Annotated in this window: 22 protein-coding genes; 16 read left to right on the top strand and 6 right to left on the bottom strand. The window is 70.3% G+C overall.

Annotated elements, in window-relative coordinates; all coding sequences use genetic code 11:
- Positions 1–64: 64 nt before the first annotated feature.
- Positions 65–502 (top strand): hypothetical protein, encoded by a 438-nt coding sequence (locus FB453_RS03575; protein WP_145787441.1) that lies wholly within the window; start codon positions 65–67, stop codon positions 500–502.
- A gap of 4 nt (positions 503–506) precedes the next feature.
- Here FB453_RS03575 and FB453_RS03570 read toward each other — a convergent pair whose 3' ends face one another.
- The 3 genes from FB453_RS03570 to FB453_RS03560 all read right to left on the bottom strand — a co-directional run bounded on the left by FB453_RS03570 (position 507) and on the right by FB453_RS03560 (position 3,800).
- On the bottom strand, positions 507–878 hold the full coding sequence (locus FB453_RS03570; RefSeq protein ID WP_145787439.1) for a VOC family protein: 372 nt from the start codon (positions 876–878) through the stop codon (positions 507–509).
- 208 nt (positions 879–1,086) lie between these two features.
- Positions 1,087–2,721, bottom strand: a complete 1,635-nt coding sequence (locus tag FB453_RS03565; RefSeq protein ID WP_145787437.1) for a glycoside hydrolase family 13 protein — start codon at positions 2,719–2,721, stop codon at positions 1,087–1,089.
- 32 nt (positions 2,722–2,753) lie between these two features.
- Positions 2,754–3,800 carry a LacI family DNA-binding transcriptional regulator gene (locus FB453_RS03560; protein WP_145787435.1) on the bottom strand — a complete coding sequence of 349 codons (1,047 nt, stop codon included), beginning with the start codon at positions 3,798–3,800 and terminating at the stop codon, positions 2,754–2,756.
- A 199-nt stretch (positions 3,801–3,999) separates the two neighbouring features.
- On the opposite strand from FB453_RS03560, the gene FB453_RS03555 reads away from it, so the two are divergent.
- The 11 genes from FB453_RS03555 to FB453_RS03505 all read left to right on the top strand — a co-directional run bounded on the left by FB453_RS03555 (position 4,000) and on the right by FB453_RS03505 (position 17,079).
- Positions 4,000–5,250 carry a sugar ABC transporter substrate-binding protein gene (locus FB453_RS03555; RefSeq protein WP_145787433.1) on the top strand — a complete coding sequence of 417 codons (1,251 nt, stop codon included), beginning with the start codon at positions 4,000–4,002 and terminating at the stop codon, positions 5,248–5,250.
- On the top strand, positions 5,250–6,890 hold the full coding sequence (locus FB453_RS03550; protein WP_145787431.1) for an ABC transporter permease subunit: 1,641 nt from the start codon (positions 5,250–5,252) through the stop codon (positions 6,888–6,890). Before FB453_RS03555 ends, FB453_RS03550 begins: the two co-directional genes overlap by 1 nt.
- Complete coding sequence (locus FB453_RS03545; RefSeq protein ID WP_112602074.1) at positions 6,887–7,816, top strand: sugar ABC transporter permease; 930 nt, start codon at positions 6,887–6,889, stop codon at positions 7,814–7,816. Before FB453_RS03550 ends, FB453_RS03545 begins: the two co-directional genes overlap by 4 nt.
- An 87-nt stretch (positions 7,817–7,903) precedes the next feature.
- A complete protein-coding gene (locus FB453_RS03540; RefSeq protein ID WP_091397247.1) occupies positions 7,904–8,245 on the top strand; it encodes a hypothetical protein in 342 nt (113 codons plus the stop codon).
- A 277-nt stretch (positions 8,246–8,522) separates the two neighbouring features.
- The gene (locus tag FB453_RS03535; RefSeq protein WP_145787852.1) at positions 8,523–9,590 is read left to right on the top strand and encodes a BMP family ABC transporter substrate-binding protein; all 1,068 of its coding nucleotides are present in this window, start codon (positions 8,523–8,525) and stop codon (positions 9,588–9,590) included.
- Positions 9,591–9,780: 190 nt separating this feature from the next.
- Complete coding sequence (locus tag FB453_RS03530; protein ID WP_145787428.1) at positions 9,781–11,415, top strand: ABC transporter ATP-binding protein; 1,635 nt, start codon at positions 9,781–9,783, stop codon at positions 11,413–11,415.
- Positions 11,412–12,785 carry an ABC transporter permease gene (locus tag FB453_RS03525; protein WP_112602075.1) on the top strand — a complete coding sequence of 458 codons (1,374 nt, stop codon included), beginning with the start codon at positions 11,412–11,414 and terminating at the stop codon, positions 12,783–12,785. Before FB453_RS03530 ends, FB453_RS03525 begins: the two co-directional genes overlap by 4 nt.
- Before the next feature lie 3 nt (positions 12,786–12,788).
- Positions 12,789–14,069, top strand: coding sequence for an ABC transporter permease (locus FB453_RS03520; RefSeq protein WP_091394568.1), 1,281 nt, complete (start codon positions 12,789–12,791; stop codon positions 14,067–14,069).
- Positions 14,070–14,155: 86 nt separating this feature from the next.
- Positions 14,156–14,860, top strand: a complete 705-nt coding sequence (locus tag FB453_RS03515; protein ID WP_145787426.1) for a cytidine deaminase — start codon at positions 14,156–14,158, stop codon at positions 14,858–14,860.
- A gap of 147 nt (positions 14,861–15,007) precedes the next feature.
- On the top strand, positions 15,008–16,288 hold the full coding sequence (locus FB453_RS03510) for a thymidine phosphorylase (RefSeq protein ID WP_145787424.1): 1,281 nt from the start codon (positions 15,008–15,010) through the stop codon (positions 16,286–16,288).
- A 110-nt stretch (positions 16,289–16,398) separates the two neighbouring features.
- Positions 16,399–17,079, top strand: coding sequence for a DUF4272 domain-containing protein (locus tag FB453_RS03505; RefSeq protein WP_112581619.1), 681 nt, complete (start codon positions 16,399–16,401; stop codon positions 17,077–17,079).
- Between the two features lie 2 nt (positions 17,080–17,081).
- Here the strand turns inward: FB453_RS03505 and FB453_RS03500 are convergent, their stop codons facing one another.
- The gene (locus FB453_RS03500) at positions 17,082–17,960 is read right to left on the bottom strand and encodes a putative RNA methyltransferase (RefSeq protein ID WP_145787422.1); all 879 of its coding nucleotides are present in this window, start codon (positions 17,958–17,960) and stop codon (positions 17,082–17,084) included.
- A 1-nt stretch (position 17,961) separates the two neighbouring features.
- Positions 17,962–18,459, bottom strand: coding sequence for a MarR family transcriptional regulator (locus tag FB453_RS03495; protein WP_145787420.1), 498 nt, complete (start codon positions 18,457–18,459; stop codon positions 17,962–17,964).
- Between the two features lie 57 nt (positions 18,460–18,516).
- Between FB453_RS03495 and FB453_RS03490 the strand changes: the two genes are divergently transcribed.
- Positions 18,517–18,975, top strand: a complete 459-nt coding sequence (locus tag FB453_RS03490) for a PPOX class F420-dependent oxidoreductase (protein WP_145787417.1) — start codon at positions 18,517–18,519, stop codon at positions 18,973–18,975.
- 52 nt (positions 18,976–19,027) lie between these two features.
- On the top strand, positions 19,028–20,101 hold the full coding sequence (locus FB453_RS03485) for an adenosine deaminase (RefSeq protein ID WP_145787415.1): 1,074 nt from the start codon (positions 19,028–19,030) through the stop codon (positions 20,099–20,101).
- A 2-nt stretch (positions 20,102–20,103) separates the two neighbouring features.
- Here FB453_RS03485 and FB453_RS34760 read toward each other — a convergent pair whose 3' ends face one another.
- Positions 20,104–20,397 (bottom strand): hypothetical protein, encoded by a 294-nt coding sequence (locus FB453_RS34760; RefSeq protein ID WP_225855241.1) that lies wholly within the window; start codon positions 20,395–20,397, stop codon positions 20,104–20,106.
- 502 nt (positions 20,398–20,899) lie between these two features.
- Here FB453_RS34760 and FB453_RS03475 point away from each other — a divergent pair.
- Positions 20,900–24,535, top strand: coding sequence for a nitrate- and nitrite sensing domain-containing protein (locus tag FB453_RS03475; RefSeq protein WP_145787412.1), 3,636 nt, complete (start codon positions 20,900–20,902; stop codon positions 24,533–24,535).
- Positions 24,532–24,936, top strand: coding sequence for a roadblock/LC7 domain-containing protein (locus FB453_RS03470; RefSeq protein WP_030329023.1), 405 nt, complete (start codon positions 24,532–24,534; stop codon positions 24,934–24,936). The genes FB453_RS03475 and FB453_RS03470 overlap by 4 nt, the downstream gene beginning before the upstream one ends.
- Positions 24,937–24,939 lie beyond the last annotated feature (3 nt).

The raw sequence follows: 24,939 nt of genomic DNA, 5'->3' as shown, positions 1-24,939 counted from the left end.
GTCGGACGGGCGATAACTGAGCAGAACGGCGTCGTCGCTCGCGTTCGCGGACCATGATGAGCCGGTGGGCGCACTCATGACACTGGACCTGCCGGCGGACTCACCGCTCCTCGGCCTGCCATGGATCATCACTTTCGGTCCGCTCGGGGACCTCGACGAGTGGGAGCCGGTGGTCTGCGGGCCGTACGAGCGACCGCACGCGTTGGCGCTGGCCGAGGCGGTGGTGGCCGAGGAGCAGCTGATGGCCGTGGTGGAGCCGCTGCTACCGGCGCTGTCCGCCGACGAGATCCGCAGCGAGATCGCCGCCGCGCAGGTTGCCGCCGAGGACGAGGCCCGCCAGGTGGAGGGGGCCGACCTGTACGGGGACTTCGAGGACGTAATCGACGAGGAGCTGGACGCGGCAGCCGACGAGGCCGGCCACGGTGAGCCCGCCGAACCGCCGGACGAGGCAGAGGTACGCGCCGGCTGGACCCGGATCGCGGCGTTGCTCACCGCGAAGTGAGACGTCAGCGGGTCGGCGCGCGGTCCAGCACGCAGAACTCGTTGCCCTCGGGATCGGCGAGCACCGTGAACTGTTCGGTCCCGGTCTGCCCGACGTCGACCTGCCGCGCGCCGAGGCTCAGCAGCCGCCGTACCTCGGACTGGGGGTCGGTGTCCGCGACCAGGTCGAGGTGCAGCCGGTTCTTGCCCCGCTTGGCGGTGCCCGAGCCCTGCAACCACACAGTGGGCGCGGCGGCGGACGGCTGCCCCGGCGGCCAGAGCATCGCGCTGCCGTCGTCGCCCTTCTCGACCTCGTAGCCGAGCGCCGCGGACCAGAACGAGACCATCAGGTCCAGGTCCTCGACGTCGAGCGTGCACTGGGCGATCCGTACCACCATGGGGGTCACCTCCGTAGTGATGGTGCCCGATTCGTTACCCCCGATATCTGCGGATCTAACCACCGGCGGCACACGGACACCGGCGCCACGCGGAGCGGACTCCGCGCGGCGCCGGTGGCACCTCACCCCCCACCACAAGGGGCCGGTAGCCCAGTCGCCCGCCGGCGCGGGGCACGACGAACGACCAGGTCGAGAACGAGTTACCCGTTCAGCGCCGTTCCAACCAGACTGCCGCGTCAATTGGCAGCAGCTGACCGGAGCCCTGTCCGGTGAGCTCGTCGCTGGCGACGAGCGGCTGACCGTACCCGTCGATCAGGACCGGCGCGCCGCTGAAGTTGACCACGCAGGTCAGCACGGTCGAGCCTGCGGAGCGGGAGAAGGCCAGCACGCCCGGCTCGCTCTCCCGCCAGGTGACCCCGTCGGCGTCGAGGGCGAGCGCGGGATGAACGTGGCGGATCCGCAGCGCGGTCCGGTACAGCTCCAGGGTCGAGCCGGGTACGCCGGTCTGCGCCGTGACGGACAGCGCCTGCCAGAGCGCCGGGGCGGGTAGCCAGCTCAGCTCGCTGCCGGCCGGCCCGAAACCGTACGGGGCCAGCTCGCCGCTCCACGGGATGGGCACCCGGCAGCCGTCGCGGCTCTCGCCGGTGCGCAGGAATGCCGGATCCTGGCGCAGCTCGTCGGGGAGGTCGAGAACCTCCGGCAGGCCCAGTTCCTCGCCCTGGTAGAGGTAGGCGCAGCCGGGCAGGGCGAGCATCAGCAGGCTGGCGGCCCGGGCTCGGCGCAGCCCTTCGACACCGTCACCGTACCGGGTGACGTGCCGCTGCTTGTCGTGGTTGGACAGCACCCAGGTGGTCGGCGCTCCGACGACTGTCGCCTCGGCCAGCGCGGTGTCGATCACCTTGCGGAACGAGTCGGCCGACCAGGTGGCGTCGAGGAAGTCGAAGCTGAACGCCTGGTGCAGCTCGTCCGGGCCGATGTAGCGGGCCAGGCGCTGTGGCGTCTCGGCCCACGCCTCGGCAACCGCCATCCGACCGCCCGGGTAGCTGTCCAGGATGGGCCGCCAGGCCCGGTAGATCTCGTGTACCTCGTCCTGGTCGAAGTACGGCAGCCGGCCCTTGCCGAGCAGTTCGACCTGGCGCTGGCCGGTGGTCATCGAGCTGAAGCCGACGTCCGGCAGCCCTTCCGCCTTGATCATGCCGTGCGCCACGTCGACGCGGAATCCGTCGACGCCCCGGTCCAGCCAGAACCGCAGCACGTCCTCGAACTCGGCGCGGACCTCCGGGTGACGCCAGTTCAGGTCCGGCTGCGACGGGTCGAACAGGTGCAGATACCACTGACCGTCAGTGATCCGGGTCCAGGCGGGGCCGCCGAAGATGCTCTCCCAGTCGTTCGGGGGCAACTCGCCGTGCGCGCCCTGACCGTCGGCGAAGAGGTAGCGGGCCCGCTCCGGTGAGCCGGGGCCGGCGGCAAGCGCCGCGGTGAACCAGTGGTGCTCGCTGGAGGTGTGGTTGGGCACCAGGTCGACGATGATCCGCAGGCCGTGGGCGTGCGCGTCGGTGATCATCGCGTCGAAGTCGGCGAGGGTGCCGAACATCGGGTCGACGTCCCGGTAGTCGGCCACGTCGTACCCGCCGTCGATCATCGGCGAGGTGTAGAAGGGGGTCAGCCAGAGCGCGTCCACCCCGAGGTCGCGCAGGTACGGCAGGCGCTGCCGGATGCCCTGGAGGTCGCCGGTGCCGTCGCCGTCGCTGTCGGCGAAGCTGCGGACGTACACCTGATAGACGACAGCGGAGCGCCACCAGTCGTCGTCGGTGGCATGTGGCGGGGTGGTGGTGCTGATCATTCGAGCAATATGCCGGCCCGTCGCTGCAAGAGTCAAGCAGATCTTGCGTAAGACAGGCGTGCGGAGCTCGGCGCGACAGCGGTGGAGCCGCGCACCACCAGCTCCGGGCGGAACAGGTACTCCGAGTGCGGGGCGCCGTGCCCGTTGATCTCGTCCACCAGGGCGCGGACGGCGGCCACCGCCATCGCGGTGACCGGCTGCCGCATGGTGGTCAGCGGTGGGTCGGTGAAGGCCATCAGCGGGGAGTCGTCGTAGCCGACCACGGAGAGGCCGCTGGGGACGTCGAGGCCGCGTTGGCGGGCGGCCCGGATCGCGCCGAGCGCCATCAGGTCGGAGCCGCAGACCACGCCGGTGACGCCGCGGTCCAACAGGCGGCCGGCCGCCGCCTCGCCACCCTCCACTCCGAACAGTGAGAGCTCGGCCAGCGGACCCAGGTCGGCCTCGGCGACGCCGGCCAGCCGGGTCATCGCGGAGCGCCAGGCAGCCACCTTGCGCTGCACCGGGACGAACCGGTCCGGGCCGGTGATCAGGCCGATCCGTCGATGCCCGAGCGCGACCAGGTGGGCGACGGCCAGTTCGGCCGCCTCCCGGTCGTCGCAGGAGACGAAGGGCGCGCCGATGCCGGGCACGTACCCGTTGATCATCACGACCGGCAACGGCCGGGCGAGCAGCGCCCGGTAGCGGTCGTGGTTGGCGGCCGTGTCGGCGTGCAGACCGGAGACGAAGACGATCCCGGAGACCTGCCGGTCCAGCAGCATCTCCACGTACTCGTCCTCGGTCACGCCGCCGGCGGTCTGTGTGCAGAGCACCGGGGTGAAGCCGCTCTGCGCCAGTGTGGACTCGATGACCTGGGCGAAGGCGGGGAAGATCGGGTTGTCCAGCTCCGGCACCACCAGGCCGACCAGACCGGCGCTGCGCTTACGCAGCCGGGCCGGGCGCTCGTACCCGAGCACGTCGAGGGCGGTGAGGACGGCCTGCCGGGTCTCGGGGGCCACGCCGGGGCGGTCGTTGAGCACCCGCGACACCGTGGCCTCGCTGACTTCGGCCTGCTGGGCGATGTCGGACAGTCGAGCGCGCATGGCGGCACTTTAGCCCACCGGCAAGTTCTTGCGGGGTGCTCTGCAAGCCCTTCCATTACTTGCAACGTCTTGCTAACGTCCCCGCAACATGCGAGAGCAGCGGCGCAGCATCAATGCGCCGGTTGGCAAGAAATTCCAGAGGTTTCCACTGGCGGGCCGCCCTTCCCCCGGCGGACCCGCCATGACGACAGGAGTACCGATGCGCATCCGTACCGCGGGTGTGGTCGCCCTCTTCGCCCTGGCGCTCGCCGCCTCAGGCTGCGGTGGCGACAGCGACGAGCCGGCCGCGAAGGACACCCCCAAGGCCGCCGGCGGCAAACTGGTGATCTGGGCGGACGACAAGCGGACCGCCGCCCTCAAGCCGTTCGTCGAGAAGTTCGGCCAGGAGAACGGCGTCACCGTCGAGGTCCAGGCCGTCCCGAACGAGGACCTCCAGAACAACTTCGTGACCGTGTCGAGCCAGGGCGGCGGCCCGGACGTGGTGATCGGCGCGCACGACTGGATCGGCAACCTCGTCCAGAACGGTGCCATCGACCCGGTGCAGCTGTCCGACGAGCAGAAGACTGCCTTCAACGAGACCGCCGTCAAGGCCGTCACGTTCAACGGCCAGCTCTACGGCGTGCCATATGCCCAGGAGAACCTGGCGCTGATCCGCAACACCGAACTGGCCCCCGAGGCACCGAAGACGATTGAGGACCTGGTCGCCACCGGCAAGCAGCTCAAGGCGCAGAAGAAGGTCACCGAGACGCTCTGCCTCCAGGTCGGCCAGAAGGGCGACGCGTACCACATCTACCCGCTGTACACCTCGGCCGGCGGTTACCTCTTCGGCACCACGGCGAACGGCGACTACGACCCGAAGGACCTGGGCGTGGGCAAGCCGGAGTCGATCGCCGCGTTCAAGAAGATCGCCGCGCTCGGCGAGAAGGGCGAGGGCGTGCTGAAGCGCTCGATCGCCGACACCAACTCGACCGCCACCTTCACCGGCAAGAAGTGCGCCTTCCTGGTCTCCGGACCGTGGGCCACCGCCGACGTGAAGAAGGCCGGCATCAAGTACGACGTCTCCGCCGTACCCGGCTTCGCCGGCGGCAAGGCGGCCGCGCCGTTCGTGGGCGTCCAGTCCTTCTACGTGGCGGCCAAGGGCAAGAACAAGGCTCTCGCCCAGGAGTTCGTCGCCAACTACGTCACCAGGCCGGACCTGGCCATGGCGCTCTACCAGGCCGACCCGCGCCCGCCGGCGCTGACCGCCGCGCTGGACCAGGTAAAGAGCAGCGACCCGGACCTGGCCAAGTTCATCGAGGCCGGCAAGAACGGCCAGGTGCTCCCGGCCATCCCGGCCATGGCCGCGATCTGGGACCCGTTCGGCAAGGCCGAGGCCGCCGTCATCGGCGGCGCCGACCCCACCAGCACGGTTACCGCAGCCGGTAAGACGATCGCCGGTTCGATCAAGTAATGAGCACACCGCTGTCCGGCCCGGAGTCTGCCCAGCAGGCCCCGGGCCGGGGGCCCGTCCGCACCGGGTCCCCGCGCACCTCCCGTACCGCGCGGAAACACGCGCCGATCACCGCGGCCGGCCTCGCCGCGAAGGTGATCCTGCTCGGCCTGGTGGCCGGGATCGCGATCTGGGCGGCCTTCCCGCTCGTGGCGGCCGAGAAGTGGGTCGGGCTGGCGGTGCTGGTGCTGACCACCGCCGCACTGTTCTATCTGTACCTGGGCCGCCGGCACGTCCCGGCGAAGTACCTCATCCCCGGCACGCTCTTCCTGATCGCCTTCCAGGTCGTGCCGGTGCTCTACACCGCGAGCACAGCCTTCACCAACTTCGGCGACGGCCACCGCGGCAGCAAGGACGACGCGATCGTCGCGATCCAGAGCTCCTCGGTCAAGCAGGTCCCGGGGTCCCCCCAGTACCCGTTGTCGGTCGCCACCAAGGGCGACCCGGCCACCGGCGCCCTGGTCTTCCTGATCACCAAGCCAGGAACCGACACGGTCTCCGTCGGCGACGCCGGAGGCCTGCGCCCGCTCGATCCCGGCGCGGCCACCGTCGGCCCCGGCGGGAAGGTCACCGCGGCGGACGGCTACACAATGCTGAACTTCGGCCAGGCCAGCGCCCGCAGCAAGGACATCACGGACCTGGTGGTGCCGACCGCCGGAGGCGCGCTGCGCTCGTCCGGCCTGTCCCGGGCCTACGAGGGCAAGGCCGTTCGGGCCTACGACGCCGGCTGCGACTGCGTAAAGGACAGCGACAGCGGCAGAACCTGGACCGCGGACGGCGAGGTCGGCGCGTTCGTCGCCGCCGACGGCGAGCGGCTGGCCCAGGGTTGGAAGGTGAACGTCGGGCTGTCCAACTTCACCCGCGTGCTCACCGACGAGCGGATCTCCGGGCCGTTCCTCGGCACGCTGATCTGGAACTTCGCCTTCGCCATCGGCTCCACCGGCGGCACGTTCATCCTCGGCATGTTGATCGCCCTGGCGCTGCACTCGCCCCGAATGCGGGGCACCAACCTCTACCGGATGTTGCTGATCCTGCCGTATGCCATGCCGTCCTTCGCGATGCTGCTGGTCTGGCGGGACATGTTCAACACCGACTTCGGGCTGATCAACAATCTGTTCGGGCTCAGCGTCGACTGGTTCGGGCAGGACTGGTCGGCCCGCGCCGCGGTGATCCTGGTGCAGCTCTGGCTCGGCTACCCGTACATGTTCCTGGTGGCCACCGGCGCACTGCAGGCCATCCCACGGGAGCTGACAGAGGCCACCTCTGTCGACGGGGCGTCGCGCTGGCAGTCGTTCCGGGCGGTCACCCTGCCGCTGCTGCTGGTCGCGCTCTCGCCGCTGCTGATCTCGTCGTTCGCGTTCAACTTCAACAACTTCAACGCGATCTACCTGACCACCGAGGGCGCGCCGTTCCCGGCGGACAACCCCAGCAACGGCGCCACCGACCTGCTGATCACCTACACCTACCGGCTGGCGTTCGGCGGGCAGGCCGCACAGTTCGGCTTCGCCGCGGCCATCTCGCTGTTCATCTTCGCCATCGTCGCGGTGGTGTCGGCGATCAGCTTCCGGCGGACCCGGCAACAGGAGGAGGTGTACGCATGACCATGCTCACCGGCGCCGCCGTCACGGGCGGCGCGAACGGCCCGGCGGCGGTCAACCGAAACCCGGGCAAGCGTAAGAAGCGATGGTTCGCCGAGGTCGGCTGGCGGCACCTGGTCGGCCTGCTCGGCGTGCTGTTCAGTCTCTTTCCGCTCGTGTTCGTCGTCTCGGCGGCGCTCAATCCGCTCGGCACCCTGTCGTCCACCGAGTTGGTGCCGACCGGCGGGGTGTCGTTGGAGAACTTCGGGAATCTGTTCGCGCGCACCGAGTTCGCTGACTGGTTCCTGAACTCGCTGCTCATCGCCGGTGGGGCCGCGTTCGCCTCGGTCTTCCTCTCCGCGCTCGCGGCGTACGCCTTCTCCCGGATGCGGTTTCAGGGGCGACGGGTGGGGTTGCTGTCACTGTTGTTGATCCAGATGTTCCCGCAGTTTCTGGCGATCGTTGCGATCTTCCTGATCTTCGGCAGGATCACCGACCTGTGGCCGGCGATCGGCTTCAACACCCCGTGGGGTCTGTTGCTGCTCTACCTGGGTGGCGCGCTGGGCGTGAACACCTGGCTGATGAAGGGCTTCTTCGACACACTGCCCCGGGAGTTGGACGAGTCGGCCACCGTGGACGGCGCCTCACACGCCCAGGTCTTCTTCCGGATCATGCTGCCGTTGGTGGCGCCGATCCTCGCGGTGACCGGACTGCTCGCCTTCATCAACACCATCAACGAGTTCCTGATGGCGAGCGTCTTCCTCACCGACACGGACGCCAAGACCCTCGCGGTCGGCATGCGGGGCATGTTGCAGGGCGGCGAGCGGAACACCAACTTCGGCATCTTCGCGGCCGGCACCCTGCTGACCGCGATCCCGACGGTGCTGGTCTTCCAGTTCCTTCAGCGGTACATCGTCTCCGGCCTCACCTCCGGCGCCGTGAAGGGATAGGTCGTCGACAGTGGCCGGGCGGCCTGGACGCGCCGACCGGCCCACCCCACTACTACAAAGTGTCGTTGATGGGGGAGGATGGGCGGCGTGGAAGCACTCCGACTCATCCTCCTCTACGTCCATCTGATCGGGTTCGCCCTGCTGCTCGGTGGCTCGATCGCCCAGTACGCCAGCGGTCGGCTGCGGATCAACCCGGCCATGCTGTGGGGCGCGGTGATCCAGTTGCTGACCGGGCTCGGCCTCTCCGCGCCGCTGCGCGACGGCGACGAGCCGGCACCGGCAAAACTTGTGACGAAGTTGGTGATCGCGCTGCTGATCTTCGTCATGGTCTTCTTCTCCCGGAAGCGGGACGTGGTCAACCGCGGTCATTTCCTCGCGATCGTCGGTCTGACCCTGGTCAACGCGGCGGTCGCGGTCTTTTGGCGGTAACGTCCGAGGAGGAAAACGCCTCCAGAAAACGGACGTTGCGGACGCCGTGGCGCTTGCTTACCAGCACGAAGAGTGACTTGCCCCACGCAAGGGTTACACCCGGGTAACAGGCGCTCAACAGTCGTGCACGATTGTCGGCCGGTGGGTGGACGCGGGCGTACGCTCCCGTCCGTAACGTGGGACAGCCGGCGGCACACCCGCAGGTCGGCTGATGGGCTGCCACCGCACAAGGCGCGGTGTGCAATGGGAAGGAGACGTCTTGCGCTCGGTGCGTGGGATGCGGATCGCCTCGATCTTCGCGGTGGGTGGGCTCGCGCTCACCGCCGCCGCTTGTGGCGAGGCGCCCAAGGATGACAACAACGCCGGCAGTGGCGCCAAGAAGTTCAGCGCCTGCATGGTGACCGACGTTGGCGGCATCGACGACAAGTCGTTCAACGCTTCGGCCTGGAAGGGCCTGCAGGAGGCCAAGGCCGCCAACGACAACATCGACATCAAGTACGTCGCGTCGAAGGCCGAGGCCGACTACGAGCCGAACCTGACGCAGTTCGTCAACCAGAAGTGCGACTTCATCCTGGCGGTCGGTGGCCTGATGGAGAACGCCACCAAGAAGATTGCGACGGCGAACCCGAACCAGGAGTTCGGCATCGTCGACGCGAACCCGGGCGTGGACAACATCTACCCGATGCAGTTCGACACCGCCCAGGCCGCGTTCCAGGCCGGCTACCTGGCCGCCGGGATGAGCAAGAGCGGCAAGGTCGGCACCTACGGTGCTGTGCCGATCCCGCCGGTGACCATCTTCATGGACGGTTTCGTCGACGGTGTGAAGTACTTCAACACCACCAAGGGCAAGAACGTCCAGGCCCTGGGCTGGAACAAGGAGACCCAGAAGGGCTCCTTCTCCAACGCCTTCGACAAGCAGGACGAGGGCAAGAAGGTCTCCGACGCGCTGGTCGCCCAGGGCGCGGACATCATCATGCCGGTCGCCGGCGGCTCCGGCCTCGGCACCACCGCCGCGGCCAAGGCGTCGGGTGGCAAGTACAGCACCATCTGGGTGGACGTCGACGGCTGCGAGAGCACCCCGGACTGCTCCGCGATCGTGACCACCGTGGTCAAGAACATCCCGGACGCGGTCAAGGAGGCCGTGGTCAAGGCCGCTGCCGGTGACAAGCTGCCGGCCAAGCCGGGCTTCGTCGGCACCCTGGCCAACAACGGTGTCTCGATCGCCCCGTACCACGACTTCGACAGCAAGGTTCCGGCCGAGCTGAAGGCCGAGGTCGACAAGATCAAGGCGGACATCGCCGCCGGCACCATCACCGTCACCTCGAAGGCCCAGCCGACCAAGTGACAACCGGCCGGCCGCTCCGGTGAGATCATCGGGAGGGCCGGCGGGGGACAGGTACGACCGATCGGCCGCTCCGGCTCTGCGGACACCCCGCGGGGTCGGAGCGGCCGATCGCGCACCACGGCGGCCGGTCCGGTCCGGCCGGTACGACGGCAGCTAGGCTGCACCATCGCTCGCACTCCAGGAGGTTGCGCTGAGACTCGAACTGCGCGGCATCACCAAGCGGTTCGGTGATCTGGTCGCCAACGATCACATCGACCTGACGGTGGAGCCTGGAGAGATTCACGCCCTCCTCGGCGAGAACGGCGCGGGCAAGTCGACACTGATGAACGTGCTCTACGGGCTCTACCAGCCCGACGAGGGCGAGATCCTTGTCGACGGCAAGCCGCTGAAGCTGAAGGGCCCGTCCGACGCGATCGGGGCCGGGATCGGCATGGTGCACCAGCACTTCATGCTGGTGCCGGTCTTCACCGTCACCGAGAACATCATGCTCGGCGCCGAGCAGATCCGGGGCGGCATCGCCGGCTTCCTGGACCGGCGGCGGGCCCGGCGCGAGGTCACCGAGGTGTCCCAGCGCTACAACCTGCGGGTCGACCCGGACGCGGTGATCGAGGACCTACCGGTCGGCATCCAGCAACGCGTCGAGATCGTCAAGGCGCTCACCCGCGACGTCGACCTGCTCATCCTGGACGAGCCGACAGCGGTGCTCACCCCTCAGGAGACCGAGGAGTTGCTGACGGTCATGCGGTCGCTCAAGGCGGCCGGCAAGTCGATCGTCTTCATCACCCACAAGCTCGGCGAGGTCAAGGCCATCGCCGACCGGATCACAGTGATCCGACGTGGAAAGACCGTCGGCACCGCCTCGCCGGAGGCCAGCCGGGATGAGCTGGCCGCGTTGATGGTCGGGCGCAACGTCCGGCTCACAGTGGACAAGACCCCGGCCACGCCGGGCGACCCGGTGCTGGAAGTGGCCGGGCTGGTCGTCGACGACGACCGGCAGATCCGCGCTGTCGACGGCGTCGACCTGACCGTGCGCGCGGGCGAGGTGCTCGGCGTTGCGGGCGTACAGGGCAACGGTCAGACCGAGCTGATCGAGGCGATCATGGGCCTGCGCCCGGTGCTCGCCGGCACGATCAGCCTGACCGGCGACCGGATCAACGGCTGGAAGCCCAAGAGGGTGCTCCGGGCGGGCGTCGGTTACGTACCCGAGGACCGCAGCGTGGACGGCTTGATCAAGGAGTTCAGCGTCGCGGAGAACCTGGTGCTGGACATCTACGACCGGCCGCCGTTCGGTGCCGGGCTCGCGCTGAAGCCGGACGCGATCGCCGCCTCGGCGAAGGAGCGGATCGAGCAGTTCGACGTCCGCACCTCATCGGCCGACGCGGCGGTGGGCACCCTCTCCGGTGGCAACCAGCAGAAGGTGATCGTGGCACGGGAGCTGTCCCGGCCGCTGAAGCTCCTCATCGCCGCCCAGCCGACCCGTGGCGTCGACGTCGGATCGATCGAGTTCATCCACAGCCAGGTCATCCGCGAACGGGACATCGGCACCGCCGTTCTGGTGGTCTCCAGCGAACTCGACGAGGTGATCGGGTTGGCCGACCGGATCGCGGTGATGTATCGCGGTCGGATCATCGGCATCGTCGGCCCGGACACCCCACGTGAGGAAATCGGCCTGCTGATGGCCGGCATCAGCCCAGACGCGGCCCACGACGCCATCGCAGCACCCGCCGCCGACAAGCCCGGTGCGGCGACCGCCGTCGACAAGCCCGCAGCGGCCGACGGGGGCCCGGCGAGCGACGCAGGTTCCGCGAGCGAGGACGAGGCATGACCAACCCCAACCCGCAGTCGGGCTCCCCGGACAAGGAGCCGGCGAGCGAGGCGCAGGCCGCGCAGAACGCGCTCGGCAACACCGAACGCGCCGAGGTGGCGACCGAGCCGGACCGCTCGGTGGCGAAGCCGGGCCCGGAGCCGGAGCCGAGGCCGAGCCTGGGCCGGTTGTTCCTGGACAACCTCTGGGCGGCCAACACCTTCACGGTGACGCTGTTGTCGTTGGTGCTGGCGATCGTGGTCGGCGCGGTGCTGATGATCATCTCTGATCCCGACGTGCTCTCCACCTACTCGTACATCACCTCGCGCCCGTCCGACGCGATCAACTCCAGTTGGACGCTCGTCAGCGAGGCGTACGCGAACCTGTTCAAGGGCTCGATCTTCGACCCCGAGGCGTTCTCCGGCTGGTTGAACGGCGCCAACGGCTGGCAGGCCGTACTCGCGCCGATCTCGGAGACGCTGACCTACGCGGCGCCGCTGGTCTTCACCGGTCTGTCGGTGGCGCTGGCCTTCCGGGGCGGCCTGTTCAACATCGGCGCCCAAGGCCAGGCCACCATCGGCGTGATCATGGCGGCGCTGGCCGGCTTCCTGCTGCCGCTGCCGCCCGGCCTGCACCTGCTGGTGGCGGTGCTGGCCGGCGCGCTGGGCGGAGCGATCTGGGGTTTCATCCCCGGCATCCTCAAGGCCCGTGCCGGAGCACACGAGGTGATCAACACGATCATGCTCAACTACGTCGCCACGTACTTCCTCACCTGGTTGATCGTGCAGAACGGCGTGCAGGACCCGAACCGTACCGACGCGATCAGCAAGGCGGTGGACAGCTCCGCCCAGCTGCCCCGACTGCTCGGCGACAACCTGCGGGTGCACGCCGGCATTCTGCTCGCCGTGCTGGCCACCTGGGCGGTCGCCTGGCTGCTCAACCGCTCGACGCTCGGCTTCGAGCTGCGCGCGGTCGGCGCCAACCCGGACGCCGCCCGGACCGCGGGCATCAGCGTCACCCGGACGTACATCCTGATCATGGTCTTCGCCGGAATCCTGGCCGGCCTCGGCGGCTCGAACATGGTGCTCGGCTCCACCGCCAGCGCGTTGACCCCGCTGGTGGTCGCGCAGATCGGCTTCGACGGCATCCTGGTGGCGCTGCTCGGGCGGGTGAAGCCCTGGGGTGTGCTGCTGGCCGCGCTGCTGTTCGGTGCGCTGCAGGCCGGTGGTAACCGGATGCAGTCGTACTCCGGGATCTCCCTGGAGCTGGTGACCGTGCTCCAGGCGCTGATCGTCATCTTCATCGCCGCACCGGCCCTGGTGAAGGCGATCTTCCAGCTCCGGGCCGCGCGCGCCGCCCGGTTGCAGACGAGCCTGGCGAAGGGCTGGTAACTCATGTCCACCATGGCTGTCCCCGACATCGCGGTCGCCCCGGTCGACGAGGGCTTCTGGACCCGCAGCCGGAAGGTCGGTCTCACGCTGCTGGCGCTCGGCCTGCTGTCCGCGGTGCTCTTCGGCGCGCTCGCCACCGACCAGCAGGCCCGGTTCACGCTCAGCGACGACGCGGCCGGCGCCGCACTGGAGATCAACGGCACGATCGGGGCGATCCTGTTCGGGATCATCACGATCGCCGCCGGCGCGGCGCTGCTCGCCGGGGTGCCGAAGCGGTGGTTCCTTCCCGTACTCGGCGTCGGGCTGGTCGCCTTCGTGCTGTCGTTCCTCTGCTGGCAGGTCTCCGCCGCGCCGACCGGGCAGAACTTCATGCCGCTGGTCAACGTCATCCGGGGCACGTTCATCCTGGCGCTGCCGTTGATCTTCGGCGCGCTCGCCGGGGTGCTCTGTGAGCGGTCCGGCGTGGTCAACGTGGCCATCGAGGGCCAGCTGCTGATGGGCGCGTTCAGCGGGGCCCTGTTCGGCAGCATCTCCGGCAGCGTGTGGGTGGGCCTGGTCGCCGCCGCCATCGGCGGTGCGTTCATCTCGCTGCTGCTGGCCGTCTTCGCCATCCGCTACCTGGTCGACCAGGTCGTCATGGGCATCGTGCTGAACCTGCTGGCCGTCGGCGTCACCGGCTTCCTCTACGAGCGGCTGATGCAGACCGACGCCGCGAAGTACAACAGCGCGCCCCGCTTCAGCAACTGGGAGATCCCGCTGCTGAAGGACATCCCGGTACTCGGGCCGGCGTTGTTCCGCGGCAACATCTTCCTCTACCTCGGGCTGCTCCTGGTCCTGGTGATCCACATCGGGCTGTTCCGCACCCGGTGGGGGCTGCGGACCCGCTCGGTCGGCGAGCACCCGATCGCCGCAGACACGCTCGGCGTCAAGGTGTTGCGAGTTCGCTACCGCAACGTGCTGCTGGCCGGCGTGGTCGCCGGCATCGGCGGGGCGTCCTACACGCTGGCGCTCTACTCGTTCACCAAGAACATGATCGGCGGTAAGGGCTTCATCGCCCTGGCCGCGCTGATCTTCGGCCGGTGGAACCCGACCGGCGCGCTGCTCGCCGCGCTCTTCTTCGGCTTCGCCGACCAGCTCGCCACCTACCTGGGGGCGATCAACAGCGTCATCCCCAGCCAGTTCCTGGCCATGCTGCCGTACCTGGCGACCATCCTGGCGGTCGCCGGGCTGGTCGGCCGGGTCCGGGCACCGGCCGCCGACGGCAAGCCGTACATCAAGGGCTGACCGCCATCACCACAGACCGCTGCGGGCAGGGCCGGGGACCCGGCCCTGCCCGCTTCTGACCTGGGCTACTTCGGCAGAATGATGACATGACCGACATTGACTGGGCGCAGTTGCGCGCCGCCGCCACCGAAGCGATGCGGCACGCGTACGCGCCGTACTCGACGTTTCCGGTCGGCGCGGCCGCGCTGGTCGACGACGGCCGTGTGGTGGTCGGCTGCAACGTGGAGAACGCCGCGTACGGGGTGACGCTCTGCGCCGAGTGCGGGGTCGTGTCCAGCCTGCACGCCACCGGTGGCGGCCGGCTCGTCGCGCTCTCCTGCGTCGATGCGACCGGCGAGCCGTTGATGCCGTGTGGCCGCTGCCGGCAGCTGCTCTGGGAGCACGGCGGGCCGGAGTGCCTGATCGAGAGCAAGACCCGGCCACTGCGGATGGCCGAGCTGCTGCCGCACGCCTTCGGCGTGGAGGATCTGGAAGCCGTCACCGGGGAGACGCCGGTGCCGGTGGTCCCGGAGCGGCTCGCCGCCTGGCGCGGGCGCGGCACCGTCTTCGTGCACCCGGACATGTCCGCCGGTCAGCAGGTCTGGACGGCGTACTGGGAGCGGTCGGCCGGCGACGACGCTGGCGCCGAGACCGGGGTGCTGGAGGAGGCGCCGAGCTGGGACGACCCGGCCGAGGCGATCACCTGGGGCCTGGCCCGGACGCCCCGGGTGGTCGTGGTGGACGCCACCGGCACGATCTTCTGGGCCGGTGAGGGTGAGCCGCCGGCGGAGATTCCGGTGCGCTGGTCTTGATTGTGGTTGCTGTTTGGGCCCGGGGCCGACCCGTGCCCGGCTTCGGGCGGTCAGGCTTGATCCCTCCGCCGGGCACGGTCGGCCCCGGCCCCGTCGTGGTAACCGGCCGTGCGTCGGTGCCGCCAATCGACTAGAAAAGATCATTTGATGAGTGGTTTTGCTGCTGTTGACGTTATTCGCGTCAAGCGGGATGGGGGTGTGCTGTCGGACGCGCAGATCGACTGGGTGGTCGACGCGTACACCCGGGGGGTCGTCGCCGACGAGCAGATGTCCGCGCTGGCCATGGCGATCCTGCTCAACGGCATGACCGGGCCGGAGATCGCCCGGTGGACCGCCGCGATGATCGCCAGCGGTGAGCGGTTGGACCTGTCGGCGGTACGCCGGCCGACGGTCGACAAGCACTCCACCGGTGGCGTCGGCGACAAGATCACTCTGCCGCTCACCCCGCTGGTGGCGGCATGTGGCGCGGCGGTGCCGCAGCTGAGCGGCCGGGGTCTCGGGCACACCGGCGGCACGCTGGACAAGTTGGAGTCCATCCCGGGCTGGCGGGCCACGGTGAGCAACGACGAGTTCATCGCTCAGCTGGACGAGGTCGGTGCGGTGATCTGCGCGGCCGGTGCCGGGCTCGCCCCCGCCGACCGCAAGCTGTACGCGTTGCGCGACGTGACCGGCACCGTGGAGGCGATCCCGCTGATCGCCAGCTCGATCATGAGCAAGAAGATCGCCGAGGGCACCGGGGCGCTGGTCCTCGACGTCAAGGTCGGCTCGGGCGCCTTCATGAAGTCCGTCGAACAGGCCCGCGAGTTGGCGCGCACCATGGTCGAGCTGGGCGGTGCGCACGGGGTGCGGACGGTCGCCCTGCTCACCGACATGTCCACCCCGCTCGGCCTGGCGATCGGCAACGCGGTCGAGGTGACCGAGTCGGTCGAGGTGCTGGCCGGTGGTGGACCGGCCGACGTGGTGGAGCTGACCCTCGCACTGGCCCGGGAGATGCTCGACGCGGCCGGTCTGCCGGACGCCGATCCGGCTGCGGCGCTGCGCGACGGCCGGGCCATGGACTCCTGGCGGGCGATGATCCGGGCGCAGGGCGGCGACCCGGACGCGCCGATGCCAACGGCTGCCGAGGTGGAGGTGGTCCGCGCCGAGCGGGACGGGTACGTCGCGGCCGTCGACGCGTACGCGATGGGGGTTGCGGCGTGGCGGCTCGGCGCGGGTCGGGCGCGCAAGGAGGACCCGGTCAGCGTGCCGGCCGGTGTGGTGTTGCACAAGCGGCCGGGTGACGAGGTGCGGGCCGGTGACCCGCTCTACGAGCTGCGTGCCGACGACGCGACGCGGATTCCGGCAGCGCTGACCGAGGCCGCCAACGCGGTGCGGATCGCGCCGATGGCCCCGGCGGCGACGTCGTTGGTCATCGAACGCATCGGCTGATCGATTCGACGTCGCCCTGGCGTGGTGCCGGTCACCTGGGAGCGCTATTGTCGCAGGCCAAGGGGGGACCACCGGCCTTGCGCCGGCGCGAGCAGACAGGAAGATCCGCCGTGAGCGTTGCTGCCCCCGACCCACGTGAGGTGCGCGAGGCGAGCCTGGACGAGCTGTCCCGGCTCGGCCTGCCGTTGCCGCCGGCCCAGTTTCCCCTCGTGTGGGAGCCGGGTGACCAGATCGACCTGCGCCCGACCGCGGAGATCGAGGCGCGGATCGCGGTGCTGCACCTGATCCTGGCCCGCTGTTTCGGGATGCCCCCGCAGGCGGCGATGAGCTGGCTGCTCGGCTCGCACCTGGTCGACATGGTCACCCCGCCGGAGTGGCAGTTCGTGATGGGCGGCAAGGGGGACCACCGGTCGTTCGTGCTGCACCACGACGCGCTCTTCGCGCTGGCCTGGGTGCTCGGGCTGAGCAAGCAGCTCGACCCGACGCTGGCCGTCGACGAGCGGCTGGTCGAGCGGCTGCCGCACATCGCCGAGGGGGAGACCTTCCCGCACTGGCGCTCCCGGATCCTCACCGCGCCGCAACACCCGGCCGACGCGGCCGCCCTGCTCGACCTGCACTACTGCCTGGACTGGGCGTACCTGGAGACCGAGCGCGGCGGCCGGAGGGCACCGGGCCTGGTCGACGCGAACGCGATCGGGCAGCGGCGTTGGGCGCTGGAGTGGGCGGTGATCCTGCGCGGGCCGTACCACGACGAGCCGCCCGGCTGGGAAGAGGTCGACCTCTCCACCTGAGGTCAGCGAGGTCGCAGGACGTCGAGCCGGACCGCCACTGTGACCCGGACCGGTTCGGGCAGCGCGGCCAGCCGGGTGGCGAGCGCCGCCGGGTCGGTGTGCCAGGCGCTGGGGCCCATCCCGACCAGGGTGGCGACCTCCGGCCGGGTCAATGCCAACTCGGCCCGGTGCACGGCCGAGCTGACCGGCGTGAAATGCCCGCCCAGGCTGGCGGCCACCCGGTCGGCCTTGTCCGGGTCCACCCGCAGCAGGTCGAGGACGTCCACCAACTCGGCGAGGTGGTCGGTGTCGGGCGTGACCACCAGCAACGCGCCGGCCGGGTCGAGCACCCGGTGGAACTCCGGGCCGTTGCGCGGGGCGAACACGTTCAGGAGCACGGCGGTCGAGGCGTCCGCGAGCGGCAGTCGTTGCCAGGTGTCGGCGAGCGCGGCGGCGGCCCGGGGATGCGCGCGGGCCGCGCGGCGCAGCGCCGGCTTGGACACGTCCAGGGCCAGACCCACGGCGTCCGGCAGCGCCGCCAGCACCGCGCCGAGGTACCGGCCGGTGCCGGCGCCGGCATCCACCACCAGGGGGTACGCCCGGAAGTCGGACGTCGGCATCGCGCGGAGCCGACCGGCGGCTTCCGTCGCCGCGTCGGAGAGGGCGGCCGAGATGAGGTCGTAGTGCCCGGCGGCGAGGAAGTCCGCACGGGCGGCGACCATCTCGGCGCTGTCGCCGACGTGCGGGGCGCGCCCGGCGAGGAGGTTGACGTACCCCTGCCGGGCGATGTCGAAGCTGTGCCGGCGCGGGCAGCGCAGCGCACCGGTGGTGCCGGCGGTCGCCTCGGTCAGCGGCTCGCCGCAGACCGGGCAGCGCAGTCGGTCGAGGATGCGGGGGTCCACGTCAGGCCTTCGCCGCGGGCTGCGGCCGGGTGGCTTGGAGGCCCGGCTCGGCGAGGTGGTCGACCACGCGGTGGGTGAGCGCGCCGAGCGCGTCGATCTCCGCCGGCGTGAGCAGGTCGATCAGGTGCCGGCGGACGGCGGCCACGTGGCCGGGGGCGGCGGACTCGATGGCCTGCCGCCCGGCGGGGGTGAGGACGACGACCGAGCCGCGGGCGTCGGCGGCGCACTCCTCGCGGGTCACCAGGCCGCGCTGCTGCATCCGGGTCAGGTGGTGGGAGAGCCGGCTACGTGACCACAGCATCCTGTGCGCCAGCTCGCTGAGGCGCAGGCGCCCCTGGGGTGTCTCGGAGAGGTCGGACAGCACGTCGTAGTCCGGCTCGGAAAGGCCGGCGTCCTGGGCCAGCTCCCGGGCCAGCTCCAGGTCGAGCAGTCGACGCATCCGGCGGTAGCCGCGCCAGGCGCGGTCCTCCCGTTCGTCCAGCCACCGGGGTGCGTCCATCCGTCGAGTCTAACGCTTTCGTTGACATGTCATCAATCTGCCTCTAGCTTCGATGACATGTCAACAAATTCTCTCCAGCGGCCGAGTGCGACGACCGACGTTGCGGGCAATCGACTGTGGGAGCTGTTCGGTCAGCGCGGGCGCGGAGTGCTGGTCACCCTGCGCCGGGACGGGCGGCCCCAGCTGTCCAACCTCGACTACCTGGCCGAGCCAGGGCTGATCCGCTGCTCCAGCACCGGGGGCCGGGCGAAGGTGCGCAACCTGCGCCGCGATCCCCGGGCCAGCTTCCACGTGACCACGCCGGACGGCGGCGCGTACGCGGTGGCAGAGGGGGTCGTGACGCTCAGCGAGCCGGCCGTGGCCACCACCGACGAGACGGTCGACGAGCTGGCCGAGGTCTACCGCCGGATTCGCGGCGACCACCCGGACTGGGCGGACTACCGCGCCGCCATGGTCGCCGACGGACGGCTCGTGATCCGCCTCGACGTGCACCGGGTGTACGGCTGGCGGCCGTGACGCCCGGCCGGTCCCGTACCGGTCCGCCCAGGCCGCTGACTAGGGTCTGAGCATGGTCGCAACTATCCGGTACGAGGACATCGTCAAGGTCCCGAAGGCGCTGCTGCACGACCACCTCGACGGCGGGCTGAGGCCGGCGACGATCGTCGACCTGGCCGCCGAGGTGGGCCACGAACTGCCCACCACCGACCCGGAGGCGCTCGGACGCTGGTTCGCGGACGCGGCGGACTCCGGTTCCCTGGAGCGCTACCTCGAGACGTTCGCGCACACCGTGGCGGTCATGCAGACCGCGCCCGCGCTGCGTCGGGTGGCCCGCGAGTGCGCCCTCGACCTGGCCGCTGACGGTGTGGTCTACGCCGAGGTGCGTTTCGCCCCTGAGCAGCACCTGGAACGGGACCTCAGCCTGGACGAGGTGGTCGAGGCGGTGCTGGCCGGGTTCGCCGAGGGCACCGCCCAGGCGGTCGAGGCGGGCCTGATCATCCGGGTGGGCACCCTGCTCACCGCGATGCGGCACGCCGCCCGTTCCCAGGAGATCGCCGAGCTGGCCGTGCGGCACCGGGATGCCGGGGTGGTCGGCTTCGACATCGCCGGCGCCGAGGCGGGTTTTCCGCCCACCCGGCACCTGGACGCCTTCGAGTACCTCCAGCGGGAGAACTTCCACTTCACCATCCACGCCGGCGAGGCGTTCGGTCTGCCGTCGATCTGGCAGGCGATCCAGTGGTGCGGGGCGGACCGGCTCGGCCACGGGGTGCGGATCGTCGACGACATCGCCCCCGACGGCTCGCTCGGCCGGCTGGCCGCGTACGTCCGAGACAAGCGGATCCCCCTGGAACTGTGCCCCTCGTCGAACGTGCAGACCGGTGCGGTGGACTCGATCGCGGACCACCCGATCGGCCTGCTGCGGGACCTGCGTTTCCGGGCGACGGTCAACACCGACAACCGGTTGATGAGCGGCACCTCGATGTCGCGGGAGATGTCGCTGCTGGTGGAGACGTTCGGCTACGGCTGGAAAGAGTTGCAGTGGTTCACCATCAATGCGATGAAGAGCGCCTTCATCCCGTTCGACGAGCGGCTGCGGATCATTGATGACGTGATCAAGCCGGCGTACGCGAAGTTGATGGCCTGAGTTCAGCCATGTGGGTGGCCGGCGAGCAGCCCGGCCACCCGGCGCAGCACCTCCCGGGCCCGGGCCGCCTCCGCGCCGAGGCCCATCTGCCGGCGCAGCACCGCGGGCTCGGCCCGCAGCAGCGCCACCCCGCGCCGAAACAGCACCCGAGGCGCCTTGCGCTGCTCGGACAGGTCGCGGGCGAGTCGGCGCACGAAGGTGGCCCCGCGCGGGCGGCGCAGCGCGTACGCCCCGGCGAGCAGGCCGCGGCGACGGCACTCCTCGACGATCTCGGCGGCGAAGATCCCTTCGGCCACGAAAAGTGGCGATCCGGCGACATCAAATGGCCGGGTGGCCACCCGTCGATCGGCACCGATCGCATAAACCGGCACATCGGCTCGGCCCTCGCGGGCAAGTTGGGCAATGATTTCCACCGCACTGGGGGCGTCCCAGGAGTGCGGCGATTCCCAATCCACCTGGCCGTTTCGTCTCGGCAACGTAGGGTCATCGCCGTCTTTGTAGAAGTCGTCCAAGCACAACACCGGCAAGCCGGTTTGCTGCGCTATGTACGACTTTCCGGACCCAGATGGGCCGGCCAGTAGGACAACTCGGTGCGGATGTTCCATTACCTTCAGTTACTCCGGCCAGACAGACTGCTATCAAATCGCATCAACATCTCATCACACCTTCGGTCTGGGACAACCTGGGCTTTCTTCTTGTCGACCGGCGTGATGGAATCTCGGGGGTCCGACCCGCCGGGTCGGTCGCTGGGCGTTGCCCGGGGCAACGCGTTCAAGCTGTAATCGCGAGGGCGGTGACGTGAGCAAACGGCCAAAGACGGCGGGCTCCTTCCTGTCGCGGCTGCGCCGGCCGGCCAGCCGGCTCCGGGACATGCCGATCTGGTCCAAGCTCGGTCTCATCATGATCGTGCCGACCATCGCCACGGTCGTGGTGGGCACCAGTGGTCTTATCGACCACGTGGAGACGCTCAACAATGCCAACCGAGCTGGCGACCTGGCGAATCTGTCGAGTTATTCAGGTGACCTGGTCGACAGCCTGCAGGACGAGCGGACCGCCGCCGTGCTGCTGCTGGGCGCGGACGGGACGCAGCCGACGGCGCAGTACCAGGAGGCATACAACCGGGTGAACTCCCGGGTGGATCAGGATGCGATCCCCTACCGGCAGCAGCGGACCGAGATCGAGGACCTGCCGGGCAGCCTGGAGAGCCTGCTCGACAGCATCGACCAGAACCTGCAGGACCTGTCGGGTGTCCGCAGCCAGGTGTTCAACGGGAAGCTCGCGCTCACCGAGACCGTGCAGGCGTACGAGGGTCTGATCAGTGACCTGCTCGCCATCCGCGACTCGTCCACGCAGCTCGCCGGTGACAACCAGCTCAGCGACCGGATGCGCGCCGCCGCGGCGGTCGCCCGGGAGAAGGAGTTCCTCGCCGTACGCCGGGTCGTGGTGCACCGCGCGCTGGGTGTGAAGGGCAAACAGCGCATGACCCCGGCACTGCGCAGGGACTACGTCGCCAGTGACACCGGCCAGCAGCAGGCCCTGCAGAGCTTCAAGGCCGTCGCCACCCCGGACGACGCGAAGTTCCACGACCAGACCGTCGCGGGCGGCGACCGCCGGCAGGCACAGAACTACACCGGCTGGATCGACGGCAACACCACCGGCAACATGCGCGGTGCGCCGTTCGGCCCGGACCAGTGGGAAGCCGCCATGACGGCCAACGCCAAGCTGATCCGCACCGTCGAGCGGAAGCTCGACAGTGAAGTGGTCAACCAGGCCGACACCCTCCGCTCGGACGTGCAGCGCCAGGTCTTCCTGGAGACCGGCCTGCTGCTCAGCATGCTGCTGCTGGCGATTCTCTTCGCCTACCTGGTGGCCCGCTCCATGGCCCGCTCACTGCGTGAGCTGCGGCAGGGCGCGCTCTCCGTGGCCCAGTACGGCCTGCCACAGGCCGTGGCCCGTCTGCGCGACCCGCAGGTCGTCGGGCAGCTCTCACCGGTGCAGCTGGCCAACCAGATCGCCGAACCGCTGCCGGTGCGCAGCAAGGACGAGTTCGGCCAGGTGACCGAGGCGTTCAACGCCGTCCACCTGGAAGCCGTCCGTACGGCCGCCGAGCAGGCGGCACTGCGTGCCTCCGTCGCGACCATGTTCGTCAACCTGGCCCGTCGTTCGCAGATCCTGGTCGACCGCCTCATCGGGCACCTCGACCGGCTGGAGCGCGGCGAAGAGGACCCGGACCGGCTGGCCGAGCTGTTCCAGCTCGACCACCTGGCCACCCGGATGCGCCGTAACGACGAGAACCTGCTGGTGCTCGCCGGTGCCGACTCCACCCGCGTGCAGCGTGAGCCGGCCGCCCTCATCGACGTGCTGCGCGCCGCGCAGTCCGAGGTCGAGCACTACACCCGGATCGAGTTCGGTGTCATCGACCGCGACATCGAGGTCGCCGCGCACGCGGTCAACGACCTGGTGCACCTCGTCGCGGAGCTGTTCGACAACGCCACCGCGTTCTCCCCGCCCGACTCGCAGGTCATGGTTGAGGCCCGGCGTGTCGGCGACCGCTCCTCGCTGTACGTCGAGGACCGCGGTATCGGCATCAGCGCCGAGCAGTTGCACGACCTCAACGAGCGGCTCGCGACGCCGCCGCAGGTGGACGTGGCCGTGTCCCGGATGATGGGCCTGGTCGTGGTGGCCCGGCTGGCGTCCCGGCACGGTGTCCGGGTCGAGCTGCGCCCCGGCAACGATCGCGGCACGGTCGCCGACGTGACCCTGCCCACCTCGGTGCTGGTGCCTCGGGCGCTCACCGGTCGGGTGCAGCAGCCTCCGGCGCTGCCGGCGGCCGGTGCTCCCCAGTTCGGTGGTCCGCAGTCCGGTGGGCCCGCGCCGGTCTTCGGCGCGCTGCCCGCGCTGGGCAACGGCCCTCGCCCGAGCGAGTCCGGCAACCAGGTCACCCTGGGCGGTCGCCCGTTCGACCCCGCGACGCGCAACGGTGCCGGCACCCCCGCCAACGGTGGCGCGTACCGGTCGATGCCGGCGTGGTCCGATCTGACCGGCGCGGCCGGGACGAACGGCGTCAACGGCGGCGACGGGTTCACCCCCCGGTCGGCCAATGGCCAGGGCACCGACCCGCTGCCGCAGCGCCGGGGCGGGGACGAGACCCCGACCACCGGCCAGCAGCCGTCCATTCCGCGTCAGCTGCCGAGCAGCCCCGAGGCGCACCCGTACTCGGCGCCGCCGGTCTCCGCGCAGCCCTACTCCGGTGCGCCGGTCTCCGCCTCGCCGGCCTCCGGCCAGCCGTACTCCGGGCAGCCCTACTCGGGTGCGCCGTACGGCGGCGCGCCGGTGTCCGCCGCTCCGGCCTCCGGGCAGCCGTACGCCGGTCCGCCGGTGTCCGCGTCGCCGGTCTCGGCCTCGCCGGCGTCCGGTCAGCCGTACTCGAACCAGCCGTACTCGGCGCCGCCGGCCTCCAGCCAGTCGTTCAGCGGCTTCGCGCCCCGGTCCGCCCCGCCCGCGCAGGCACCCAACGCCCCGGCGCCGCCGGCCTGGCCGCCAGTGCCGGGTAGCGACCGGGACACGGCCACCCCGCCGGTGCCCGAGCGGCTCGCCGCCGCGCTGGACATGACGACGGAGCTGCCGCGGGTGCCGCGACCCGGCGAGCAGCCGGCCGCAGCCCAGCCTCCGGCTCCTGCACCGACCCCGGCGGCAGCGCCGGCGCCGGCTCCGCAGACTCGGCCAGCACCGCAGACTCGGCCGGCACCGCAGCAGCCGCAGGCACAGAACCGTCAGCGGTACGCGGATGAGACGATGGAGCTGCCGATCTTCCGGGAGCTCGAGTCGGCCTGGTTCCGTACCCGTCGCCCGGGCTCCGAGGAGACCGCGGCCGGTGCCCAGCCAGCGACGAACGGCGACTCCGCGACCCAGCAGTTCGCCACGGTCGAGGCCACCGGTCGGGCAGTCCACAAGACACCACCCGGGACGACAGGTAACACACCGATGGCAGACACTCCGACGGTCGGAGGAGCGCCGCGGGACAACGGCTCCACAGCGAACGAGGGCACCCGCCCCAGCCTCGCCGAGAGCCTGCCGAACCGCCGGCCCCAACCGCAGAGCAACGGCTGGCAGACCGCCGCCGACGACGGCTGGCGTGCTGCCTCCGCGGCGGCCGGCGCGGCGCCGGTGAGCGAGACCACCACGACCGGTCTGCCGAAGCGCAAGCCGATGGCGCAGCTGGTACCCGGTGCGGTAGAGAAGCCCACCACCTCGGTCCAGCGGCGTTCCCCGGAGGCGGTTCGTGGTCTGCTCTCCGCCTACCACCGGGGCGTGCAGCGAGGGCGTAGCACCTCGGACAACCCGACCAGCCCGGAGGCGACTCCGGGAGGGCAATCCTCGCAGTCTGGCTCAGGCCCGGTGGCCGGGAGCGGGCAGAAGGAGCAAGAAGGATGACAACTACGCAGGATCTTGGTTGGCTGCTGGCCAACTTCGCCGACCGGGTGCCCGGCGTCGCGCATGCGGTCGCCGTATCGGCGGACGGCCTACTCCTCGCGTCGTCACGGGATCTGCCGCGCGACCGGGCAGACCAGCTCGCCGCGATCTCATCGGGTCTGGTCAGCCTGACCCAGGGGGCAGCACGCTGCTTCGAGGGAGGCGCGGTGTTGCAGACCGTCGTGGAGATGGACAATGGCTTCCTGTTCCTGATGTCCATCTCGGACGGCTCGTCCTTCGCCGTGCTGGCAGCTCGCAGCTCCGACGTGGGCCAGGTTGGCTACGAGATGGCGCTGCTGGTCGACCGGGTCGGCGACGCACTGACCCCGCAGCCGCGTGCGGCTGCGGGCATGCTGGGCTGACGT

This window comes from Micromonospora sp. CNZ322 (genome assembly GCF_007827755.1).
Note: the sequence above shows the minus strand (reverse complement) of the source record. Positions and strands in the feature narration are given on the sequence as shown.

Bases quoted from the DNA above. Each gene is read 5' to 3' on its own strand.
- FB453_RS03520 (WP_091394568.1), top strand. From the start codon at position 12,789: ATGTCCACCATGGCTGTCCCCGACATCGCGGTCGCCCCGGTCGACGAG.
- FB453_RS03535 (WP_145787852.1), top strand. From the start codon at position 8,523: ATGCGGATCGCCTCGATCTTCGCGGTGGGTGGGCTCGCGCTCACCGCC.
- FB453_RS03495 (WP_145787420.1), bottom strand. From the start codon at position 18,459: ATGGACGCACCCCGGTGGCTGGACGAACGGGAGGACCGCGCCTGGCGC.
- FB453_RS03555 (WP_145787433.1), top strand. From the start codon at position 4,000: ATGCGCATCCGTACCGCGGGTGTGGTCGCCCTCTTCGCCCTGGCGCTC.
- FB453_RS03515 (WP_145787426.1), top strand. From the start codon at position 14,156: ATGACCGACATTGACTGGGCGCAGTTGCGCGCCGCCGCCACCGAAGCG.
- FB453_RS03490 (WP_145787417.1), top strand. From the start codon at position 18,517: ATGTCAACAAATTCTCTCCAGCGGCCGAGTGCGACGACCGACGTTGCG.
- FB453_RS03470 (WP_030329023.1), top strand. From the start codon at position 24,532: ATGACAACTACGCAGGATCTTGGTTGGCTGCTGGCCAACTTCGCCGAC.
- FB453_RS03510 (WP_145787424.1), top strand. From the start codon at position 15,008: ATGAGTGGTTTTGCTGCTGTTGACGTTATTCGCGTCAAGCGGGATGGG.
- FB453_RS03560 (WP_145787435.1), bottom strand. From the start codon at position 3,800: ATGCGCGCTCGACTGTCCGACATCGCCCAGCAGGCCGAAGTCAGCGAG.
- FB453_RS03550 (WP_145787431.1), top strand. From the start codon at position 5,250: ATGAGCACACCGCTGTCCGGCCCGGAGTCTGCCCAGCAGGCCCCGGGC.
- FB453_RS03545 (WP_112602074.1), top strand. From the start codon at position 6,887: ATGACCATGCTCACCGGCGCCGCCGTCACGGGCGGCGCGAACGGCCCG.
- FB453_RS03485 (WP_145787415.1), top strand. From the start codon at position 19,028: ATGGTCGCAACTATCCGGTACGAGGACATCGTCAAGGTCCCGAAGGCG.
- FB453_RS03565 (WP_145787437.1), bottom strand. From the start codon at position 2,721: ATGATCAGCACCACCACCCCGCCACATGCCACCGACGACGACTGGTGG.
- FB453_RS03570 (WP_145787439.1), bottom strand. From the start codon at position 878: ATGGTGGTACGGATCGCCCAGTGCACGCTCGACGTCGAGGACCTGGAC.
- FB453_RS03525 (WP_112602075.1), top strand. From the start codon at position 11,412: ATGACCAACCCCAACCCGCAGTCGGGCTCCCCGGACAAGGAGCCGGCG.